Origin of the sequence: Corynebacterium amycolatum (assembly GCF_016889425.1) — a bacterium.
GTDB lineage: Bacteria > Actinomycetota > Actinomycetes > Mycobacteriales > Mycobacteriaceae > Corynebacterium > Corynebacterium amycolatum.
Map to the genome: position 1 here is coordinate 1306372 of NZ_CP069513.1, position 21567 is coordinate 1327938.

Here is a 21567-nt window from a genome sequence, read left to right on the forward strand (position 1 = left end):
GGATATTGCGCTCAGCCCTCCCGGAAAACTACCCCCGTTGCGGTTGGGGGTTGCTATTGAATTTTGGGCTATCAGCGACGGTCGGCAATGTTAGGTAATGCTAACCTACAAAGCCAGGTGAATGGCTATTTTTGTCATGTTTGCTAGTTGGGCCGCTGGGGCTTTGGGGTGCGGGGGTTGTGTGTGTGAGGTAGTCGCCATGGGGGTGATTAACGAAACATTTTCGTTTTCTTATTCCCATTAGTGCTGGTGGTCGTTAGTATGAGCATCAGGTGGAGACCGGTTCCCTTGATTATCCGAGTTTCTTCCACTGCAGTCATAGCAACCTCCAATTGCACTCGAAAAAATGACGCGACCCGTGCGCCGTCCCTGTGGAATGGACAGCGAGCAGGTCGCGTCATTTTTATTTTTTTATTGCTTCGATTAGGCGCTAGTCGGCAATCCCATCAATGTGCGCCAGCAGAGCAGAGTTGTAGTACTCCGGGGTTTCCTGGTTAAGCAGGTGCTTGGCCGGCGAAACGACGACCATGGTCGAGCCCGCGATGCCGTCGTGAAGCGAAGTGACGACGTCGAGTGACGTAGAGGTGTCTTGCTTGCCAGCGATGACCAGCGTCGGAGCGGTGATCTCGGCGAGGCGCTCGCGGGTGTCGAAGCGGGACAGTGCTCCGCAGGCGCCGATGTAGCCGTCATCGGGGCAATCTGCGATCATGTCGCGGAAGCGGGCGGGGAGCTCAGGGGTGGTGTCGAAGCACTCGTCGGTAAACCAGTTGCGGACGACAGTGTCTGCGAGCGCGACCGTGCCCTTGTCGCGCACGAGCTCGGCCTTTTCCTGCCAGGCCTCGGGTGTGCCGAATTTCGGTGCCGTCGACGACAGCGTCAGGCTGACCACACGATCGGCGTGTTCTAGTGCGACGGTCTGGGCGATAGCGCCGCCGAGAGATAGTCCCACAAAATGTGCGCGGTCAACATCCTCTTCGTCGAGGACCTCGATGATGTCGGCGGCCAAGTGGCTCATGTCCCACTCACCCTCGGGGATAGGGGATTCGCCATGGCCACGGACATCTGGCGTGATGACCTGGTACTTTTCGCTCAAAGCGGCTACCTGTGGCTCCCACATCCCCTGTGTGGTGCCCAGCGAGCCAATCAGGACAACCGTACCGTTGCCCTTGTGGTTGATTGCATGTGCGGTGTAGTCGATGGCCACGAGGATCCTCCTTGAAGACGTCGGCTGTGTCGGCTGTGTCTGCTATTTCTCGGCGTTGCGAGCAGCTTCGGCGGCAGCCCGACCAGGGCCGTCGTCCTTCTTGGACTCTGCCTCAGCGGCTTCCACGCGCTGCTTCGCCATGGACTCACGAGCGACCTCCAGCCACTCCGGCATCTGCTCGAGCAAATCCTTAATCTCCGCCGTTGTCAGCGGCTTGTCCATGTCATTCTTCTTCAACGCCGTGATAGTAATGCCCAGCTTGCGGGCAACTTCCGGGCGCGGGTGCGGTCCGTTGCGACGTAGCTCAGCGAGCCACTCCGGCGGATTGGACTGCAGTTCCGCAAACTGCGCGTGCGAAATCTCACCAGTGCGAAATTCCTCGGGTGTGGCCGGGAGGAAAATGCCAAGTTTCTTGGCTGCGGTTAGGGGTTTCATGGGTTCAACGCTAGCACCCATTCGAGTAACCTTGCGGAGTATGTCGACTCCTGAACCCGCCGTCCTGCGCATCGTGTTCGCCACCGGCACCAGTCCCGAGAAGTGGTTTCGCCGCTTTAGAGAGCGGATTCCGGCAACACTGCACACCCACGCCGCCGACGATCCGATGTCCGACCTGGTCGGCGGTGCCGCTGACATGGCGCTGGTTCGGTTAGAGTCTGAAAGCTCGCTGCCCGAGTCGCTCCATCGCATCCGGCTTTACGACGAAGCCTGGGGCGTGGCCTACGAAAAAGAACACGTATTCTCGCTCACAGAGTCCGTGCCGGAGGAGCTGTTGGCAGACGAAACTGTGCTGCTGACCTCCGTGGATGCGGACGAGCTGCGACAGATGCTGCCTGTCGCAGCCACTGGTGCAGGTGTCGTAGTGGGGCCTCGCACGATTTTGAAGGCGCTATCGAAGAAGGCGGTGGCCTCATCGAACTTGGTGGCCGAGGAAGGTGCCACAGATCCGCTGTCCCGCACAGCTATTTGGTTGGTGTGGCCGAAAGCAGAGGACGACGAGCTCCGGCAGGAGTTCGTCGGCATTGTCCAGGGGCGTCGGGAGGGATCGACACGCACGCAGCTGGGGCGCAGGAACCCTGATGAGCACCCGAAGAAGTTGTCGGCCCGAGAAAAGACGCTTGCTAAGCAAGCCCGCCGGCAGCGCGCTGGGGCCGTCGTAAAGCATGCGCGCAGTGGCCGTGGCGGACGTCGAAGCGGTGGCGGAAGCGGGCGACCACGCAGGAGAAAGTAATCTTTTTACAATATTTTTGCCGTTTCGTTCGACGTGCGCGAAAAAATTAGCCACACTTGTAGTTATGGCTGAAAAGAAGCGCGATTTCACGATTCGAATGATGCGTGAAGAGGACTATCCACAGATCCAAGAGATCTACGAGATTGGCCTGGATACGGGGCATGCGTCGTGGGAGCACTCCGCTCCGGAGTGGGACGAATTCATCGCACTCAAACGAGTGGATTTGTGTTACGTCGCCGTCGACGCAGAGAACCCGGATAAGATTCTGGCTTGGGCATCAGCAGCGCCGGTATCCAAGCGCCCGATTTTCAATGGCGTCATCGAAGACTCCATCTACGTCCACCCTGACGGGCAGGGCATGGGGCTGGCGGCGACGCTGCTGCAGAAGCTTATCGACGATGCCACGGAGCGCGGCTGCTGGTCGATTCACTCGTGGGTCTTCCCGGAGAATGTGGGATCGCTAAAGCTGCATCGAAAGCTTGGCTTCCGAGAAGTGGGGATTTACCACCACATGGCAAAGATGACCTACGGCCCAATGGCGGGGCAGTGGCGCGATGTCATTATTTTGGAAAAGCTCCTGGAAAAGCCAGAGGAGCGTGCGCTGAAGCGCGTCCAGGAAGAAGCAGAAGCCGCCGGTGAGCCGAACCGTCCGATTCTGGACAAGCTCGACCGCGCCGACGGCCAGGTGGGGGCATAGCTGCCGGGAGCTGTGGCTCCCGCGAATTAATTACTCGACGGTTTCCTTCAAAGGATCCTCGCGAACGAAGAACACAATGATTGCTGCCAGAATAATCACTGGCGTTAGTACCAAGAAAATCGGCGTCAAACCATCGTTGTAGCTGGAGATCAGCGCTTCATGGATTGGCGCCGGCATGCTATCCAGTACATGCGGTGTCAGTGAGCCAATCGACTTAGAGGAAAAGCCCTCCGGGCCCATCTGTTTTGCGAACTCCGCTGCAGCCTCCGGTGATGCGGCCTTGATTTGTTCGACAGCCGCCGGAACGCGTTCGCCTGCCAGGTCCTTCATCCGGTGGATGAAAATCGAACCCACAATGGAGGAACCGACCGCACCGCCAATCTGGCGGAAGAAGTTATTCGCAGCGGTAGCGGTACCGACCATGGCGACCGGGAAGGAGTTCTGCACGATGAGAACCAGAACCTGCATGCCGGTTCCCAGGCCGAAGCCCATGATGAACAGGTAAACACCAACCTGCCACAGTGGGGTGGTGGTCTCCAGCGTGGACAGCAAGTAGAGGGAGACAGCCATAATCATCAGGCCGACGAAGGGGTAGAAGCGGTATTTACCAGTCCGGGAAACAATCTGGCCCACGCCAATCGAGGTCAGAAGCATGCCGACCATCATCGGCGTCATCATCAAACCTGCAGCGGTCGGTGACATTGAGTGCACCATCTGCAGGTAGGTCGGAATATAGGCCATAGTGCCGAACATCGCGATACCCAGAATGAGGCCCGACACAGTCGTGAGCACGAAGTTCCGGTTATTAAACAAGTGCGTCGGAATCAGTGGGTTGGAAACGCGAGTCTCGGTGAGGAAGAACAGCACCCAGGAAACGACAGAGGCAACGATAAGCGAGATGATGATCCGGGAGTTCCAGTCGTACTGTGTACCGCCCCACGTGGTGGTGAGAATTAGCGTCGAGGCAGCAGCGGTCAAGAACGTCGTACCGATGTAGTCGAAGTTTCCTTCGCGCTGGCGTCGGGGCAGCTTCAGGAAGGCCGCAGCTGCCGATAGTGCAATCACGCCCATCGGGACGTTGATCCACAGACCCCAGCGCCAGCCCGGGCCGTCGGTGAACCAGCCTCCCAGTACTGGTCCCAGCACAGAACTCAGGCCGAACACAGCACCCATGATGCCCATGTACTTACCGCGCTGGCGTGCGGGAATAACCTCGGCCAGGATGGCCTGTGAGGAAACCATCAATGTACCGCCAGCAAATCCCTGAAAAGCGCGGGCGGCGATGAGCAGGCTCATGGAGCTGGTGACTGCACCCATGACGGAACCAATCATGAACAGAGCGATGCCCATCATGAACAGGCCCTTGCGCCCAATCATGTCACCGAGCTTGCCGACAATCGGCATTGCCACAGTCTGTGCCAACAGGAATGCAGAAATAACCCACGACATGTGGTCAACTCCGCCGAGCTCGCCGACAATGGTCGGCAGGGCGGTGGCGAAAATCATCTGCCCCAGCGAGCTCATCAGCATAGTGAGAATGAGCGCGAAGAAGATGATTCCCAAGTGGGACTTGTTGTCAGAAACCGTGGTGTCGGTTTGGCCTTGAGCAGTGGTGTTGCTAGCTGTCACTATTCCTCCTCCAGAAATTTTTAACGACGTCGGCGGCGTCGTGAAGCGGTGTGTCTGTTGTGAATTCGTCCCGATGAGCCGATGAGTAGAGCACGCATTCGCGGACGAAACCGACCGACAGTGCTACCTCGTGCCCGACGGGCAGCTCGGGGTGCGTGCGCGACTGTGGATTCATCTCGAAATAGCGCTCAAATGCGGACCGGACGCGGCGCATTGAGCTGCCAAAATTGGAAATGACAACCGTCGAGAGCTTTGGCTCATTGCGCAAAATCTCGCGGATACGCTCCTTGAGCATGCGGTGAAATTCCTCGGTTGCCCCCAGCTCTTTATATCGGAGTAGCTGGGCCCGCTGCTTTTTCTCGATGAAATTGAGCATGTCCGCAATGGGGTCTTGGTGGGTTTGGGCGAGGAATGTCTCTTCATCGTCAGCATCGAATGACATGATGCCGTTGCCGAAGATGGATTGATCCTTGGAGTCGAAGTAATTGAAGAATGTGCGTCGACTGATATTGACCCGCTGGCAGATGTCTTCGATGTTGACGTGGTCGTATCCGCGATCCAGCACAAGAGTGGTCGCGGCATCGGCCAAAGCGCAGTGTGTTTGAAACCTTTTGAGCTCCCGGAGACTGCATTCGGGACGTTCGCCCGGGTCCAATCTGGGAGAAGCTTTTTCATCAATTTGCACAAGGTGCAAAGTTACACCGAGTGCAATGTGGTGGCAAGTTGATTAATCAACATAAAGTTTGCCGCAGGGCGCATCCCCGGCAGTATGGCAGGGGTCGAATGGGGGACACGAAGTCACTCTCCGATCATTGCGAATGGGGAGTACCAAAACAAAGGACCCCGGAGTCTCTCAACGAAGTGAGACTCCGGGGTCTTATACGGAAGGTGCATTCACACCTTTGAGCTCAGAAAAGAACTAGTCACGATCAGTGTTGGCCATTGCCAGCACGTCGAGGCGCTTGTCCAGCTCTTCCTCGGTCAGCTTCTCGCCGTCGACGAAGCCCATGTCAATAACAGTCTGACGGATGGTCTTACCTTCCTTCAGAGCGGTCTTAGCGACCTTAGCTGCGTTCTCGTAGCCGATGGCGGAGTTCAGCGGGGTCACAATCGACGGGGAGGACTCAGCCAAAGTCTTCATACGCTCAACGTTCGGCTCGATGCCGTCGACCAGCTTCTCAGCGAAGACACGTGCGGTGTTCGCCAGCAGCTTAGCGGACTCCAGCACGTTACGTGCCATGACCGGGATGAAGACGTTCAGCTCGAATGCGCCGTTAGCACCCGCGAACTCAACAGCGGTGTCGTTGCCCAGAACCTGCGCTGCGACCTGGGTGGCGGTCTCGCACAGAACTGGGTTGACCTTACCCGGCATGATGGAGGAACCCGGCTGCAGGTCCGGCAGGTGAATCTCAGCAAGACCGGTCAGTGGGCCGGAGCCCATCCAGCGGATGTCGTTTGCGATCTTGTTCAGGGAGACTGCGGCGGTGCGCATAGCGCCGGAGAATTCCACCAGGCCGTCGCGGTTAGCCTGAGCCTCGAAGTGGTTCTGAGCCTCGCGCAGCTCCTTGATGCCGGTCAGCTCGACGAGCTCAGCGGTGACCTTGGCGCCGAAGTCCGCCGGGGTGTTCAGGCCAGTGCCAACAGCGGTACCACCAATTGGCAGCTCGCCCAGACGCGGCAGGGTCGCCTCGATGCGCTCAATGCCAGCCTCAATCTGGCGAGCGTAACCGGAGAACTCTTGACCCAGGGTCACCGGAACAGCGTCCATCAGGTGAGTGCGGCCGGACTTAACAACGGTCTCCCATTCCTTGGCCTTCTTAGCCAGGGACTCCTGCAGAACCTTCAGTCCCGGGATGAGGTCCTTGACAGCTGCCTCGGTTGCTGCGACGTGAGTAGCAGTTGGGAAGGTGTCGTTGGAAGACTGGCCCATGTTGACGTGGTCATTCGGGTGAACCTCAACGCCGTTGGCCTTTGCGATGGATGCAATGACTTCGTTGGTATTCATGTTGGAGGAAGTGCCCGAACCGGTCTGGAAGACATCAATCGGGAACTCAGCATCGTGCTTGCCTTCAGCAATTTCCTTGGCAGCGGCGACGATGGCATCTGCCTGCTCAGCAGACAGCAGGCCGCGGTCCTTGTTGACGATGGCGCAAGCTGCCTTCAGCAGACCCATAGCGCGAATCTGTGCAGACTCCAGCGGACGGCCGGAAATCGGGAAGTTCTCAACTGCACGCTGAGTCTGTGCGCGCCACAGTGCGTTAACCGGAACCTTGACCTCGCCCATAGTGTCGTGCTCGATGCGGAACTGCTGCTCTGTCATTCGTTGCCTCTTTCAGTTAGGGGAACTTGAGTGCGTGCACAACGGCCGATTTCGCATGTCATTTTCATGCGATGCAGAGCCGCTAGCGCATTCGCCTTCAAGTATGAATCAGATTGATAAAAAAGTGGTGCCCTGAGGGCACCACTAAAGGGGTAGTTACTTACAGATCGATGTCAGGCATCTCGCCCTTGCCGTAGTCGATGGTGGCGTACTTACGCAGCTTCTCCAGGGAGTGGAAAGCCTCGATGCGGCGAATGGTGCCGGACTTGGAGCGCATAACCAGCGAGCGGGTCCATGCACCGTTACCGCGGTAAGCGACGCCGCGCAGCATGTCGCCGTTGGTGACACCGGTGGCAACGAAGTAGCAGTTGTCGGATGCGACCAGGTCATCGGTGGTCAGAACACGAGAAAGATCGTGTCCAGCGTCGAGAGCCTTCTTAATTTCAGCCTCATCGCGCGGGTGCAGTTTGCCCTGGATCTCGCCGCCCATACACTTCATGGCGCATGCGGTGATGACACCTTCTGGGGTGCCGCCGACGCCCATCATGATATCGACGGAGTTCGTGTCCTGCGCTGCGGCAACAGCGCCGGCAACGTCACCGTCGCCGATTAGGCGAACCTTGGCGCCAGCCTCGCGGATGTCACGAATCATGTCAGCGTGGCGCGGGCGATCCAGCACGACAACGGTGACATCTTCCGGACGCAGACCCTTGGCCTTAGCGACGGCTTTAATGTTGTGCTCAACCGGAGCCTCGATGTCAATCTTGCCGGCAGCTTCCGGGCCAACAGCAATCTTGTCCATGTAGAACACAGCCGATGGGTCGTACATGGAACCGCGGTCTGCAGCGGCAAGAACAGCGATGGAGTTCGGGCGGCCCTCAGCCATCAGAGTCGTGCCGTCAATCGGGTCAACCGCGATGTCAACGGCCGGGCCTTGGCCGTTGCCGACCTTTTCGCCGTTGAACAGCATCGGGGCTTCGTCCTTTTCGCCCTCGCCAATTACAACGACACCGTTCATAGCCACGGTGTTGATGAGCTGACGCATGGCATCGACGGCAGCGCCGTCGCCCTTTTCCTTCTGACCACGGCCGACCCACTGACCGGCTGCCAGTGCAGCGGACTCAGTAACTCGGACGAGCTCCATCGCAAGGTTGCGATCTGGTGCTTCAGGATTCGAGGCGTTCATTGAATTCTGGCCCTTCCGTCTTTTTTAGGAACTCTTTTGAGGTTTGAGAATGTGCTGGGAGACGCCACGCCAGGAAACTGGGGTTTGGCGCTGCAACAATTTCTATTTATCGATGTTTGGCGCGTCCTTTTGAGCGCCATTGCATCTGTTACTAGTGTTCCACCTTTTTCATGTTCGGGGGTGGACGCAGCGCCAAAGTGGGGGGAGCTTCAGGGCTAAACCCCCACATCATGCGGGTATCAAAAGTTTGTTCCGGCGTCAGTTCGCTTGACGACGTCGACAGCGTCCGTCATCAAGTATTGCTAGCCGCAGCTGTGCGGATGCGACTGATGACTAGGTTCGTTGCGAGGCCTTTGGCATACTTGAGCGCGTGGCGAATGAGAAACCTAGGATTTTGCAGGACAGTCGAGACATGGTTCTCACCCTCGTGGTGATGTTTCTTGCGGTGGCTGTCACCATCGGCTTTACCGGCCTGTGCAGTTTTAACCCCGGGAAGCCGGAAAACGGTCCGGTGCGCGAGGTCGATGCCGCCCCATTCGTGAACATGGAGGCTCGGCGCGTGGACTATCCAGTTCGCCTGCCGAAGGTGCCTGAGGGCTGGACTTCAAACTCGACCCGCGCGGGTATGGCGGCGGGGAAGCAGACGACCATTATTGGCTATGTCACCGCTAGCGGAGCATTCATTCAGGTCACGCAAACAGATGCGGAAGCAGGTCAGCTGCCGGATGACGGTAAGAATCGTCTCCGCGACGGTACCACTGACGTGGAAGGTACAACCTGGACTAAGTATGTGCCGGCTGAGGACAACGTGCGTCGCGTATGGGTTGGGGACCTCGGTGACTCCCGCGCAATTATCGAGGGCACTGCCAACGACGAGGAGTTCACACAGTTGGCGGCGGCTTTGCAGAAGGCCGAGCCAATCGATCCGGACGCGACAATGCCGGATCCGTCACAGCCGCAGCAGACTGCGTCCGGGACGCCATCGGCACCAGCAAAGTAGGCCGAGTCGAGCACTCACCTGGATTGGTAATCCCATCTAGGGCCATAAAATAGCTGAACTCAGCTATCGGCGACGAGACGAGAAACGACGTGCACTGACGGTCGTTCCTCGTCTCTTTTTATTCCTTACCGCCCCCATTCTCGGCCGAAGTCGCGGCATCCTGATTTTTGCTGGCCAAGGCGGCTTCAACCTTTGCCCGGGCGCCAGCCAAATGCGCCTCGCAGCGGCGGGCCAGCGCCTCGCCTCGCTCCCACAGCGCCAGGGATTCATCCAGGCTCATCTGCCCGAGTTCTAGGAGCTTGACGGTCTCGACGAGTGCATCTCGCGCCTGCTCGTAGCTCAGGTTCTCAACCGGTACCTGTTCCTCCGAAGAGGGAGCCTGACCCGCGCCGAAAACATTGTCATTCATTAGCGAATACGTCCTTCACATCTAGTAATTAAAGCTTCAAGGTTGGAAAAGTCAGTGCTTATTAATTCGCCGGCTTCGTAGCTAGCGTCGCTGCAGAGATGGAGCCGTCACTGACGCGAATTCGTAGTTGGGAACCCATCGGAGCATCTGCAATAGAGGTCACAATCTGTGGTTCTGGCTGAGTAGCCGATTGTGCCTGCACGATGGCATAGCCGCGAGCGAGTGTGGCAGAGGGGCCAAGTGCTGAAACCTTGCCGCGCAATCCCGATACCACTGCTTCCTCGCGTTCCAGACTGCGGTGAATGAGAAAACGCAGCCGATCCACCTGCGCCGTGACAAACTCGTCACGCACGCGGATGGGAGTGAGTGGATCGCGCAGTACCGGCCGCGACGTCAAATCCCGCAGGGTCGCTACTTCACGGTCAACCCATCGCCGCAGAGATGCTGAGGAGCGCTCACGCAGCTGTGCAATTAGGCGGCGTTCCTCAGCAGCATCGGGCACTGTTTTCTTCGCTGCATCCGTAGGTGTGGCAGCACGTAAATCAGCGACGTAATCCAACAGCGGAGTATCCGGCTCGTGTCCGATCGCAGAAACCACCGGTGTTGTCGCCTTACTCACCGCACGAATCAGCGCCTCATCTGAAAAAGGCAGCAAATCTTCGACACTGCCACCGCCACGGGCGACGATGATGACATCGACCTCCGGGTCGGCGTCGAGCTGTGCCAGCGCCTCAATAATCTCCGGAACAGCCTTGGCTCCCTGCACAATTGTGTTGATTACCCGGAAGTCCACCTCAGGCCAGCGGGCACCCGCAACCGAAAGCACATCGCGTTCAGCTGCCGAACCGCGACCGGTAATCAACCCGATCTTGTTGGGGAGGTAGGGCAGAGGGCGTTTCAGCCGTGGATCAAAAAGGCCTTCCGCCGCTAGCGCCTGGCGCAGCTGTTCCAGCCGTGCCAATAGTTGCCCCAAACCTACGGGCCTCCACTCCGTAGCCCACAGGGAAAACTGCCCCCGCCCGGCATAAAACGCAGGCTTACCCAAAACCACTACGCGGTCGCCGTTGCGCAACGGATTATTGCGCAGAGCCGCGGTAGAACAAGTCACCGACACCGAAAACTCCGCGGAGGTGTCACGCAGAGTGATGTAGGAGAGCTTCCAGCTCGGCTTGGAGTTGACCTGGGCGATTTCCCCCTCGACCCAAATCTGTCCAAGGCGCTCAATATAGTCCTTGACTAACTGGTTCAGGCGCCGAACCTGAACCGGTTTCTCGGCCGACGTTTCCATTTTCGACATACATCAACACTTACACGATGGGGCGGATCGCCCTGCTAATAAACGCAGGTTGCCCACAGGCTAAATTTGCCTGTGGGCAACTGTGACGGTAAAAGTGCAAGCCCGAGCTACTTGCGGTAACGAGACCTGCTATCGCGGCCGGTTATCCGCTCCTGGCGAGGGCGCTGCTGTCGCGGTGGCCACTCCTCGGTGCGGCGGTGGTTGCCCACTTGGCGTGCGGGGCTCTGTTGAGACTTTTCGGACGGAGACTCCGGTGAAGACTGTTCTCCCCACATCCGTGCCGTTCCTTCAGCTTGACGACGGGGAAACTCTGGCGTTGGCCGCTGCGGTGCGTTTGGCCTTTCAATCGGACGACGAGGCTGCTGTCTAGTCGATTTCGGCGAAGTGGAATCCTGAGTGAACTGCGCCTGCCCCGGATGCGGGCGAGACTGCCAACGGGAGGTTGGCTGCTGAGCCCGCTGTGCGAAATTCGAGCGCTGCTGGGCACGCTCCCCAGAACGGTCAACTGGTCGCTTACGCAGTTGCTCGGCGTTGCGCGATGCCGAGTTGGCGTTCGCTGCAGGTCGGGCACCAGAACGAGAAGTCTCCTGCCGAGAGCGTGCAGCTTGCTGGCGCGCCTGGCGGCGAGCTTCGGCATCTCGGATAATGTCCGCAGCGGGACGTCGTGAAGCAGGACGTTCCTGGGTACGAGAGGCGACCCGGCGATCAGATTCGGCGAGACGACGGCGAACCTGAGAGCTGGATTCGACAGCGGCTTCGTCACGGTGCTGGCGTTGTTTAGCGACCTTGCGCTGGGTGTTGAGGGATTTCTCCTGGGTGCGGGTGATTTCGAGGTAACGCCACACTGCGATGATGACACAGATAATCATCAAGACCAGCAGCCACGGGAACTGCTGGATGATGGGATATGCCGAGGTCACCAGGCGAGCGCGTTTAGAGGTCGTCGCGGTCGCGCCACCATTTTCAGGATCGGCGAGAGAACCGGTAAACCACGCTGTGAAAAAGGTGACAAGCGCGAACAAAATGGGGATTTGAGCGACGGTAACTACCAGACCGCGAGGAACCACCAACAGTGTTCCGGCCACAGCAGCCACGGCAAAAGCAATGAAGTAGGGCTTGCCAATCGAACCGTTGGGAACAGAAAAGAGCAAACCAATAACGCCAGCTAGAAGCATCAGCAACGGCGGCACAAACATTGGCACGCGTGGAAGCAGGGGTTTGTTTCCACTGCCTTTACGGGTTATTGCTGATCTGTTCGACACGAATGCGTATCCTACCGGTTATTAGTGATAATACGGGCAAGCCCGGTATGTGGGCTCGCCCGTGTCTTAAAATTTCGCCTTACTTCTTTTTCTTAGAGAAAGACCCGGAGACCACTTCAGAGACTTTATGGAAGGCCTTGGTCATCGTTCCCTCTTCCTGCTTGGTCGGACCAGCATCGGGGGAAACCTTACCGGCGGTGCGAGCATCTGCCTTCACGGCGCTCTCTGCAGAGCTGTCGGAGTCGTCACTGCCCAGGCGGAACGAAGCCAGTCGGTCGCGCATCGCACGGCCGGCAGCTTCAATCTGAATGCCGGAGATCGATCCGGCATCCGTGGCGAACTCGATATCCTTTGCGGTCTTGTCACCCGTACGCAAATCTGTGAGGTCGCCGAGGTAGCGGAACCAGACCGCGACGACTGCAGTGACTGGCACCGCGAGGAAGGCGCCGATGATGCCGAAGATACCGCCACCGAGCAGAACCACCAGCAGGACGATTGCGGCGTGCAGGTCCATAGCCTTGGACTGCAGAATCGGGGAGAGGATATTGCCCTCAATCTGCTGGACGGCAATGATGATGAGCAAGACAAAGATTGCTGTGGTCAGGCCGTTGGCAACAAGTGCGACTACCACTGCAATGAAGCCGGCGGTGAAAGCACCGACAATAGGAATGAATCCAGCGAAGAAAGTCACCACGGCCAGAACCATTGCCAGCGGCACATTCAAAATCGCAAGACCAGCACCGATGAAGACCGCGTCGATAAGCGAAACGATAGCCTGCGTGCGGATGTAGCCCGACAGCGTGTTCCAGGAGCGGGTGAGTACCTCCGTGAGATGCCAGCCGAGGCGACGTCCGGTCAGGCGGCGGAGCCATGGCAGGAAGTCCTGGCCGTCCTTGATGAAGAAGAACGTCAGAACCAGCATTGCCATCAAGGTTACGGCGACCGAGGAGACCACCGAGATGCCTTGGAAGACTGTGTTGGCGATATCGCCGGAGCGCTCCTGAAGCCATGTGGACCCCTGGTCCAGAGCATCGAGAATCTGCTCATCCTTGACGTTAAATGGTGGGGCCTGAATGATGTTCTGGACTTCTTGGATGCCGTCGGTGAACTGGCGACGCAATTCTGGGAACTGCGACTGCACAGTCGGTGCGAGGACCGCGACAACGCCGCCAAGCACCGCCAGCGCGCCTAGGATGACCGTCAGTGCGGAGAGCGCGCGGGGCCAGCGGTGCTTCATCAGGAACACTGCGGGCGGAGCCAGCACCGTGGAGACAATCAGGGCCAACAGAATCGGCAGAACGCCAGCCCAAATCTTTCCCAGAATCATAGCGCTGACGTACAGCGCCGCTGCGGTGATGAGGAAACGCAGGCACCAACCTGCGAACCATCGGGCGCCCTCGCCAATGACGTCGGCGCGGTCGATGGACTCGGAGTCATTTTCGCTCATAAGCTCATCGAGATTCTCAGCATCTTCCGGCAAATCCGGTTGCGTTACCGCTGACTTATGGGCGTCGGAGGGGATAGACAGAGACTGTTCTACACGCAGAGGCTCCGATCCCATTACGTGATCGATAGCGTCTTTTTCGGACTGCGCAGTCCACTCTTCGCCTTCATTGGGTTTATTGCTCACATATTCATTATGGGGGTTCGCAGGGGATAGGGGGCAACTTCACGAAGTTAGGGCGAGTTCAAATCTGTCTTCCCAAGCCCGTAAGATGGGCAATGTGAGTCTTACACTTGGAATCGTCGGTCTGCCCAATGTCGGAAAGTCAACCCTGTTTAACGCCTTGACGCGCAACGATGTGCTGGCTGCGAACTACCCATTCGCCACCATCGAGCCGAACGTCGGCGTTGTGGAGCTTCCCGATCCCCGTTTGAATAAGCTCGCCGAGATTTACGGCTCCGAGCGTATTCTTCCGGCTACGGTGTCGTTTGTGGACATCGCCGGCATCGTCAAGGGTGCATCGGAGGGCGAAGGCCTGGGTAACAAGTTCCTCGCCAACATCCGCGAGGCTGACGCTATCTGTCAGGTCGTCCGTGTCTTCAACGATGATGATGTCGTGCATGTCGACGGCAAGGTTGACCCGGCCTCAGACATCGGTGTGATTGAAACCGAGCTCATCCTGGCTGATATCCAGACCATTGAGAAGGCGCTGCCGCGGCTGGAAAAGGAAGCCAAGAAGGATAAGGAAAAGGTCGGCGAGGTTGAAGCCGTTAAACAGGCCCTTGCCGTGTTGGAAGAGGGGCGCACTCTCTTCGCTGCTTCCGATGATGTGAAGCTCTCCGCTCTGCGCGAGCTGCACTTGCTCACCGCAAAGCCGTTCCTCTACGTCTTCAATGCTGACGAGGAAGTGCTTGCCGACGAGGACCGCCGCGCGGATCTGGCCGCTGCTGTGGAACCGGCGGACTGTGTATTCCTCGATGCGAAGGCTGAGTCGGACCTGCTGGAGCTGGATGAGGAATCCCGCAATGAGCTGCTGGCCGAAATTGGTCAGACTGAGCCGGGCCTGCATTCGCTTGCTCGCGCTGGTTTCCGCACCCTGGGGCTACAGACCTACCTGACCGCTGGCCCGAAGGAGTCTCGCGCCTGGACCATTCCGAAGGGTGCTACGGCTCCGCAGGCTGCCGGCGTGATTCACACTGATTTTGAGCGCGGTTTCATTAAGGCTGAAATTGTGTCCTTCAACGACTTGGTCGAGGCCGGTTCGATTGCCGAGGCGAAGGCCAAGGGCAAGGTTCGCCAGGAGGGCAAGGACTACATCATGCACGACGGTGATGTGGTCGAGTTCAAGTTCAACGTGTAGTGCTTAACCTCTGCGATGAACTCTTTGATCCCGGGACGTGATGAGGACTGGGGCTATTGTGCTCCCCCGAACGCTACGGCCCGGGGGCACGAGGCTGTGTCGCAGGTGCAAGCGAGAGGACCAGGAGCGAAACACAGACCGCTGAGTCGACGCAGTCACGGTAAAGACGGAGCCGTCTAGGCGGTGCTCGAGGTTGCGCGAGATACGGTGACGCTGGGCGTCGGTAAGCGATGCGCATTCGGCGACATCGATGGAAAGCTGGACTTTGCCGTCCGTCGTGTTGACGCCCTGGCCGCCCGGAGTCGACGATTTCGCGAAACGCTCCGCGAGATCGGCGGCGATGACCGCACCGTCGGGGATCCCCGGGCCGGGCGCTATGGTCATGTCGTTCATGCCGCCCAGCCTAGGTGCCCACAACCCTTTCTCGTCTCGGCGGAAGCGGAGACCGCGTCGCGACGGCCGGGATCCAGCCTCAGTATTATCCTCGTCACCGGTTGATTCGAACGCTTTTTGCTCCTCCTTCTCCCGTCGGGCTTCGATTTCAGCGGCCTCCGCAGGTGGCAGTGATCGCTGGATCCGCTCGAACTACCGGTTCCGATCAGCGGTCGAAGGATTTTCGCAGCAGCCGGACCTGCAGCGCCGGTGCCGCCGCCGTAGCCTGACGAGCATCCCCGCCATGACGGCCATCACGACGGCGGTCCCGGCACCGATGATCCAGGGATTACCGAGGAGCCCACCGACGCCTGCGAGTGCTCCGCCCGCCGCGATGAACGGCAGGCCGCAGCAGAGCAGCGACGGAAGCGCGCAGCATGCCAGTAGGAGCAGCCCGGTCACTGCAGCGACGACGGGACCGGCGCGCCATTCGTCGCGGTCCTGATCGGCGCTCATCGTCTGCTTCTGGATGAGATCTCCCCGATTGCCTGCGTTGCCGTTCATGCGCAGCACGACAGCAGCGACGGGTCGGTGGTGAAGGCCTTCGCGGCGATCCGGATGCCCTCGGCCATGGTCAGGTAGGGGGCCCAGGCGTTGGCGACCTCGGCGACGGTCCTGCCGAGTACGTGGACGCCTGCGGCGGCGAGCTCCCCGGCGTCCTTGGCGACGGCGGTGAGGCCGAGGATCTCGCTCGTATCGGCGTTCACGACGATCTTGATGAACCCGCGGGTGTCGCGGTTGATCACCGCCCGGGGCACATACTCCAGGGGCAGCACGCGGCAGTCGCAGCGGATCCCCGCGGCGACGACCTCCTTCTCGGTCATCCCGACCGCGCCGATCGCCGGTCCGGTGAACGTCACCCGCGGCAGATGGGAGTAGTCGACGGACCGGTCGGCGTCGGCGAACGCGTTCTCGGCGACGAGGGTGCCGTGGTGGGCCGCGACGTAGACGAACTCCGGGTGCCCGGTCACGTCGCCCGCGGCCCAGATCCGCGGGTTCGACGACTGCAGATGGTCGGAGACGACCACCTCGCCGGAGTCCCCGGTCTTCACCCCGACCGCATCGAGGTTCAAGCCGTCGGTGACGGGACGGCGTCCGAGAGCGACGAGCACCTGGTCGGCGCGGAACTCCTGCGAGCCGCCGGACACGTCCGCGGTAACCACGACCTGCCCGGTCGCCGCGTCCCGGGACACCCGGGTCGGCACCGCGCGGCGGACCACCCGGATGCCCTCGTCGGCGAACACCTCCTGCAGTGTCCGGGACACCTCCGGCTCCTCCTTCGACGCGAGCCGGGACCGCACCAGCACGGTGACCTGGGAGCCGAGGCGGACGAACAGCTGCGTCTGCTCCAGGGCGACGTAGCCGCCGCCGAGCACCAGCAGCGACTCGGGGACCTCCGTCAGCTCCATCGCCGTGGTCGAGGTCAGGTACCCGGTCTCCTCCAGGCCGTCGATCGGCGGTGCCCACGGGCGAGAACCAGTCGCGACCAGGTAGTGGTGGGCCTCGATGGTCTCGACGCTTCCGTCGGATCCGGCAACATCGAGAACCGGCGCATCAGGGGTGCCCACGAACGAGGCGTCGCCGCGGAGGACCTGCCAGCCGTAGGAGTCGGCGACGTCGGCGTACTTCTCGCCGCGCAGCGACTCCACCAACGCTTGCTTCCCAGCGATCAGCGCGGGCATGTCGACGGGATCCGCCGTCGTAGCGATTCCGGGGAACCGGGTTGCGGCGTCGACCGCGACGTGCCGCGCGCCGGCCGCGGCAATGAGCGCCTTCGACGGGACGCAGCCCGTGTTCACGCAGGTGCCGCCGAGCGTCCCGCGCTCGATCATCACCACCGACTTCCCGAGCGTGCTGGCGCGGATCGCAGCGGCGAACGCGCCGCCTCCCGATCCGATGATGGCGAGATCGTACTTCGTAGGCATCGCTGCTCCTGTCAACTCTTGGCTTTCTGCTCTGTCTCAGCCATACTGGACCTTCCAGTGCAGGGGAAGGTCAAGCGCGGCCACGGAGGGAGACAGTAATGTGGATCGGAGAACTCGCCGAGAGGGCGGGCACTACCGCGAAGACCCTTCGCTTCTACGAGGAACAGGGCCTTCTGCCCCCGACCGAGCGCACGCCGTCCGGATACCGCGACTACGCGCCCGAGACGGTCGCTCGGATCGACTTCATCCACCGCGGCCAGGCCGCGGGCCTCACCCTCGCCCAGATCCGCCAGATCCTCGACATCCGCGACGGCGGCCATGCGCCCTGCGAGCACGTGCGCGACCTGCTTGACGTGCGCCTCGCTGAGATCGAGCAGCAGATCGCGCAGCTCTCCGTGCTGCGCGACACTATCGCGGACCTTAGCCAGGACGCCGCGCACCCGGATCCTGAAACGTGCAGCACCGATCAAGTGTGTAGGTACTTGTAGACGGCGGGACTCAATGACTCAAACGCTACAACCCCGATATGCGCTAGCGCAGGTCGATGCCGCCGGTGCCCACCTCGATGATTTTGGTGGTGGCCGCGATAGCACACAGCAGCGGCATCGGGGCGGAGGCCTGCAGCGCGAAGTGGTGGACTCGGAAGGACGCGTTGTTCACGCCGATTTCGTCCGCAGCCTGGGTGATCTCCAGACGAGTCTTGGCGATCTTTTCCGCAGATGGCCCGCACTAGCTGCCGAAGGCGTAATGCCCGAAGCTTAAGAAGCCGAACGCTTTCATTGGATAACACTCCTTTTGATGGTGTTAACGAGAGGGAGTAACTTTGCAACGACATACCGTCGAGTTCAAGTTCAACGTTTAAGCGCCGCGTCTGACTTATAGCGAAGGTGTTCTATGAGCATGATCGAGCTGAACGGCACCTTGATCTGCAAAGACCACAGTGATGTTTCAATCGTTGAACGGTTCCTTCCAAAACACGTTGAGCTCTCTCGTGATGAACCCGGGTGTCTGCGCTTCGAGGTCACTCAATCCGACGACCCGCTCGTATGGAATGTATCAGAACAATTCACTGATCAAGCATCGTTCGATTCGCACCAAGCGCGGGTTAAAGCGAGCGAGTGGGGTCAGGCAACAGCGCATATTCAACGTGACTACACCATCACGGGGCCCAGGGGAGGGTGAAATCGTTGACTACCGCTAGCAAGCTTCCGCCAGTGTACCCGAGCGTAAAGGCGCTAGGCAGTCACGCGCCCAACAGCAGCGTGCTGAGCAAGGGCGCTGGTGTTCCGACGGTGTACGTCCTATTGGCTACAGCTCAACAGGCGAGATCATCCCTGCTGAGGCGGAGGCTGTACTTGGTATCTATCGTGCTATCGAACGCGGTAATTCCATGCGCGATATCGCCAGCGTGCAGTGCATTGCTGCTTCAATTGGCCCTTCTTGCGTGCTCTCTTCTGTCCCAGCCACTTTATTGACACGTAGATTGCACTATGTACTAGGCAGCCATTTCATTGACACGTTAATTAAACAGTGAAGTGGCCAGCCATTCGATTGGCACGTTTACTGCGCAATAGATTGACACCAACGCCGTGTCCTTTACTCGGGAGACACCCCCGGTGACGGTGGCCAGCACAAAGACGACGGTGAAGCCGAGAATGAACAACCCGGCCGCACCCGCTACCGCCCACTGGCGTTTGGTGACCACCGCGCCCCCTCGGCGTCGTAGTCGACCTCCCCGCCGACCACACTGGCCAGATACGACATATATCCGGGTACCAGGGGTACGACGCACGGGGAGGCGAACGAGATCAGACCTGCAGCTGCTGCAGCCAGGATGCCGATCATCAGTGGCCCGGTGGCCGCGGCGTCGGCGAACTGCTGGCCGATCGCCAACTGCGCAATCACATCAACGGTCATGATGCTGGTGCCTCCTCGGCCAGCGGCAGAGCGACATCAAGGATGTCATCGGCGGTGACCTCCCTCAGGAACACCGCGGCCGGGCGGTGGCTTCGGTCCAGGACAATGGTGGTCGGGATGACCGAGGTCGGCACCTCCCAGGGCCGCAGCGATACGAAACGGCGGGTCGTAGATCGAGGGATAGGTCACCGCGTTGTCGAGTTTGAAGTCCTGGGCGATGGTCTGGTTGTAGTCACGGACGTTGATGCCCAGCACCGTGCCACCGAGGGGGTCGAGAGTCTCTTGGACAAGCTGCAGGTCATCGACTTCCGTCCGGCACGGTGCACACCACTAGCCCCAAGCGTTGAGGACGACGACCTCGCCTTCAAAATCAGACAGGCTGATCTCCTCACCTTCCTCCATCAACGACGGGCAGGAGAAGCCCGGCAGCGGCGCACATTCCTCCTCTGCGTAGATAATCTCGGTTTGGCCTCCTGGTGAGTGGAACTGGAAGGTGCCCCCCCCGACGGCGACGGCGTTTCGGATGCCGTCGCCTGAGGAACAGGCCACCAGGGTCACGGCGGTGAGCACCGCGGCAACCGCGATGGCGGCTCTGCGGGGTGTGCTCGGCATGGATTAGATCTCCATATTCCGGGGCGGTGGGGAAGAAGACGGTGTTCTGGTTGTCCCGGAAGACCACAACACCGAGGAAGGTCATCGTGCTGCCCGGTGGGTGGCCTGCAGCGACTCTGCCCACCTCGGCACTCAACCCTGCTGTGGGGGTTACTCGTAGCGAAGCGAGCTGAGCATCCCGGTTTCCATGTGATAGGCGTTATGGCAGTGAAATGCCCACTCACCGGGGTTGTCAGCGATCAGGTCGGCGATCATGGTTTCACCGTGGCGGAGAAGGACGGTGTCCTTGCGTAGCCCGCCGCTGCCGGGCAGCGCCCACGTGTGGCCGTGGATGTGCATGGGATGGGGCATCATGGTCCTGTTGCGCATGACCATCCGCAGGCGCTGGCCCTCCTGCACGGTCGCGGAGGACGATTGGCCGTCGGTGAGAATGCTCCATTCATACGGCATCATCTGCCCGCCCAGGTCGATGCTGACTTCTCGGTCTGGTGTGCCCTCGGGCAGGAGTGCACGGTCTGCTGGCTTCAGGGAGGACAGAAGCAGTCCGGTGGATGACAACTCGGGGAAGTCGACATCGGGGCGGGGGGCCTGGCCGCCGGCGGTGCGGATGACGGCGAAGGCGCGGTCGTCCTTACCCACCGCCAAAGCCGTGAGCGGGAAGATGCCGTCGCCGAGGATGACCTCGACGTCGACACGCTCGCCCATCGACAGGTAGATCGATTCGGTCTCCCGGGGTTGGACAGGGAAGCCGTCGGTGTGGGTGACGGTCATGCGGTGACCACCGAGGGCCACCTTGAAGATGGTGTCACCGCCGGAGTTGATAAACCGCAGGCGGGCCTTGTCGCCCGGGCGAGCCTCGAAGGTCCGGTGAGCACGGGGGATACGTCCGTTGATGAGGTAGTGCGGATACATCACATCGCCGGCATCCCCGTCCAGTACCCGGTCCGGGGTGCCGTGCATCATATGGCCGTGACCTCCCATCCCCTTCTTCCCGTTATGGTCGTCCGAACCCATTCCGGTGAGCTTGTCGAGCTCATCGTCGGGAGTGCCCTGAATGCCATCGACCCAGTCGTCGAGCACGATGGTCCACTCGACGTCCTGGTCCTCAGCGTCTTGCGGGTCACGGACGATCAGTGGGGCGTGGAGGCCGCGATCAAGCTGCAGGCCGGAGTGGGAATGGTAGAAGTAGCTGCCACCGTGGGGGACTTCAAAAACATAGGAGAAAGACTCGCCAGGTTCAATGGGGTCCTGGGTCATGCCGGGCACACCGTCGGCTGCGTTGTGGAGTGCGATGCCATGCCAGTGGATGGAGGTGCTCTCAGGCAGTTCATTGGTGATATCGACCTGGAGGACGTCGCCGGCGGTGGCCTCAATGGCCGCATCCCCGGTGTCAGAGACGTATCCCCACGTCTTGGCTTCGATACCGCCGATATCCAGAGAGAGGGGCCGGGCGGTCAGTGTCCGGCGCACCGTCGGCTCACCGAGCGCAGTGGGGGTGGGAGTGGGGTGAAGGGAGGAACCTGGTGCCGAGGCAGCGGGTCCAGGATCGCTGGTGCAGGCGGCCACGGCCCCGGTGCCGGCGAGGACGAGCCCGCCGAGCAGAAACTGTCGTCGGGAAAACGCGTTCGTCATGATTTAACCTTCC

Annotated in this window: 20 protein-coding genes and 3 pseudogenes; 6 read left to right on the top strand and 17 right to left on the bottom strand. The window is 60.0% G+C overall.

Annotated elements, in window-relative coordinates; translation table 11 throughout:
- Nucleotides 1-430: 430 nt before the first annotated feature.
- Nucleotides 431-1204, bottom strand: coding sequence for an alpha/beta fold hydrolase (locus I6J19_RS05785; RefSeq protein WP_038626154.1), 774 nt, complete (start codon nucleotides 1202-1204; stop codon nucleotides 431-433).
- A 42-nt stretch (nucleotides 1205-1246) separates the two neighbouring features.
- Nucleotides 1247-1639 (bottom strand): DUF5997 family protein, encoded by a 393-nt coding sequence (locus tag I6J19_RS05790; protein ID WP_052155618.1) that lies wholly within the window; start codon nucleotides 1637-1639, stop codon nucleotides 1247-1249.
- Between the two features lie 40 nt (nucleotides 1640-1679).
- On the opposite strand from I6J19_RS05790, the gene I6J19_RS05795 reads away from it, so the two are divergent.
- Both I6J19_RS05795 and I6J19_RS05800 read left to right on the top strand, forming a co-directional pair.
- Nucleotides 1680-2432 carry a type 2 periplasmic-binding domain-containing protein gene (locus I6J19_RS05795; protein ID WP_038626152.1) on the top strand — a complete coding sequence of 251 codons (753 nt, stop codon included), beginning with the start codon at nucleotides 1680-1682 and terminating at the stop codon, nucleotides 2430-2432.
- 64 nt (nucleotides 2433-2496) lie between these two features.
- A complete protein-coding gene (locus I6J19_RS05800; protein ID WP_038626150.1) occupies nucleotides 2497-3129 on the top strand; it encodes a GNAT family N-acetyltransferase in 633 nt (210 codons plus the stop codon).
- A 30-nt stretch (nucleotides 3130-3159) separates the two neighbouring features.
- Here the strand turns inward: I6J19_RS05800 and I6J19_RS05805 are convergent, their stop codons facing one another.
- The 4 genes from I6J19_RS05805 to glpX all read right to left on the bottom strand — a co-directional run bounded on the left by I6J19_RS05805 (nucleotide 3160) and on the right by glpX (nucleotide 8264).
- On the bottom strand, nucleotides 3160-4758 hold the full coding sequence (locus I6J19_RS05805) for an MDR family MFS transporter (protein ID WP_070431894.1): 1599 nt from the start codon (nucleotides 4756-4758) through the stop codon (nucleotides 3160-3162).
- Nucleotides 4748-5347, bottom strand: coding sequence for a TetR/AcrR family transcriptional regulator (locus tag I6J19_RS05810; protein ID WP_239122772.1), 600 nt, complete (start codon nucleotides 5345-5347; stop codon nucleotides 4748-4750). The genes I6J19_RS05805 and I6J19_RS05810 overlap by 11 nt, the downstream gene beginning before the upstream one ends.
- 330 nt (nucleotides 5348-5677) lie before the next feature.
- Entirely contained in the window at nucleotides 5678-7078 is a 1401-nt protein-coding gene (locus I6J19_RS05815) for a class II fumarate hydratase (protein WP_038626144.1), read from the bottom strand.
- A 160-nt stretch (nucleotides 7079-7238) separates the two neighbouring features.
- A complete protein-coding gene (gene glpX, locus I6J19_RS05820) occupies nucleotides 7239-8264 on the bottom strand; it encodes a class II fructose-bisphosphatase (protein WP_038626141.1) in 1026 nt (341 codons plus the stop codon).
- Nucleotides 8265-8634: 370 nt separating this feature from the next.
- Between glpX and I6J19_RS05825 the strand changes: the two genes are divergently transcribed.
- A complete protein-coding gene (locus I6J19_RS05825) occupies nucleotides 8635-9264 on the top strand; it encodes a DUF4245 domain-containing protein (protein ID WP_081913958.1) in 630 nt (209 codons plus the stop codon).
- 118 nt (nucleotides 9265-9382) lie between these two features.
- Here I6J19_RS05825 and I6J19_RS05830 read toward each other — a convergent pair whose 3' ends face one another.
- The 4 genes from I6J19_RS05830 to I6J19_RS05845 form a co-directional block, all read right to left on the bottom strand.
- Nucleotides 9383-9673: an exodeoxyribonuclease VII small subunit gene (locus I6J19_RS05830; protein ID WP_038626137.1), complete on the bottom strand. Its 291-nt coding sequence runs from the start codon at nucleotides 9671-9673 to the stop codon at nucleotides 9383-9385.
- A 61-nt stretch (nucleotides 9674-9734) separates the two neighbouring features.
- Complete coding sequence (gene xseA, locus I6J19_RS05835) at nucleotides 9735-10970, bottom strand: exodeoxyribonuclease VII large subunit (RefSeq protein ID WP_038626135.1); 1236 nt, start codon at nucleotides 10968-10970, stop codon at nucleotides 9735-9737.
- A 107-nt stretch (nucleotides 10971-11077) separates the two neighbouring features.
- Nucleotides 11078-12232, bottom strand: coding sequence for a DUF6542 domain-containing protein (locus I6J19_RS05840; RefSeq protein ID WP_070431896.1), 1155 nt, complete (start codon nucleotides 12230-12232; stop codon nucleotides 11078-11080).
- 79 nt (nucleotides 12233-12311) lie between these two features.
- Nucleotides 12312-13862, bottom strand: a complete 1551-nt coding sequence (locus I6J19_RS05845; protein WP_038626131.1) for an AI-2E family transporter — start codon at nucleotides 13860-13862, stop codon at nucleotides 12312-12314.
- Between the two features lie 94 nt (nucleotides 13863-13956).
- Here I6J19_RS05845 and ychF point away from each other — a divergent pair, with 94 nt between their 5' ends.
- Nucleotides 13957-15036, top strand: coding sequence for a redox-regulated ATPase YchF (gene ychF / locus I6J19_RS05850; RefSeq protein ID WP_038629114.1), 1080 nt, complete (start codon nucleotides 13957-13959; stop codon nucleotides 15034-15036).
- A gap of 3 nt (nucleotides 15037-15039) precedes the next feature.
- On the opposite strand, the gene I6J19_RS05855 is transcribed toward ychF, so the two are convergent.
- The 3 genes from I6J19_RS05855 to merA form a co-directional block, all read right to left on the bottom strand.
- On the bottom strand, nucleotides 15040-15429 hold the full coding sequence (locus tag I6J19_RS05855; protein ID WP_038626129.1) for a peptide chain release factor I: 390 nt from the start codon (nucleotides 15427-15429) through the stop codon (nucleotides 15040-15042).
- Nucleotides 15430-15621: 192 nt separating this feature from the next.
- Complete coding sequence (locus I6J19_RS05860; protein ID WP_038629112.1) at nucleotides 15622-15972, bottom strand: hypothetical protein; 351 nt, start codon at nucleotides 15970-15972, stop codon at nucleotides 15622-15624.
- Nucleotides 15969-17393 carry a mercury(II) reductase gene (gene merA / locus I6J19_RS05865; RefSeq protein ID WP_038626127.1) on the bottom strand — a complete coding sequence of 475 codons (1425 nt, stop codon included), beginning with the start codon at nucleotides 17391-17393 and terminating at the stop codon, nucleotides 15969-15971. The genes I6J19_RS05860 and merA overlap by 4 nt, the downstream gene beginning before the upstream one ends.
- 98 nt (nucleotides 17394-17491) lie before the next feature.
- On the opposite strand from merA, the gene I6J19_RS05870 reads away from it, so the two are divergent.
- Nucleotides 17492-17881, top strand: coding sequence for a heavy metal-responsive transcriptional regulator (locus I6J19_RS05870; RefSeq protein ID WP_005290994.1), 390 nt, complete (start codon nucleotides 17492-17494; stop codon nucleotides 17879-17881).
- Nucleotides 17882-17927: 46 nt separating this feature from the next.
- Here I6J19_RS05870 and I6J19_RS10890 read toward each other — a convergent pair.
- Nucleotides 17928-18173, bottom strand: a pseudogene (locus I6J19_RS10890) (LLM class flavin-dependent oxidoreductase); the annotation flags it as partial.
- 120 nt (nucleotides 18174-18293) lie between these two features.
- Between I6J19_RS10890 and I6J19_RS05880 the strand changes: the two are divergent.
- Nucleotides 18294-18575 (top strand): putative quinol monooxygenase, encoded by a 282-nt coding sequence (locus I6J19_RS05880; protein WP_224786632.1) that lies wholly within the window; start codon nucleotides 18294-18296, stop codon nucleotides 18573-18575.
- A gap of 433 nt (nucleotides 18576-19008) precedes the next feature.
- Here the strand turns inward: I6J19_RS05880 and I6J19_RS05885 are convergent.
- The 3 genes and pseudogenes from I6J19_RS05885 to I6J19_RS05895 form a co-directional block, all read right to left on the bottom strand.
- Nucleotides 19009-19310, bottom strand: a pseudogene (locus tag I6J19_RS05885) (cytochrome c biogenesis protein CcdA); the annotation flags it as partial.
- A pseudogene (locus tag I6J19_RS05890) lies at nucleotides 19307-19922 on the bottom strand (TlpA family protein disulfide reductase). The pseudogenes I6J19_RS05885 and I6J19_RS05890, both read right to left, overlap by 4 nt.
- Before the next feature lie 150 nt (nucleotides 19923-20072).
- Nucleotides 20073-21554, bottom strand: coding sequence for a multicopper oxidase family protein (locus I6J19_RS05895; protein ID WP_038626120.1), 1482 nt, complete (start codon nucleotides 21552-21554; stop codon nucleotides 20073-20075).
- Nucleotides 21555-21567: the final 13 nt, after the last annotated feature.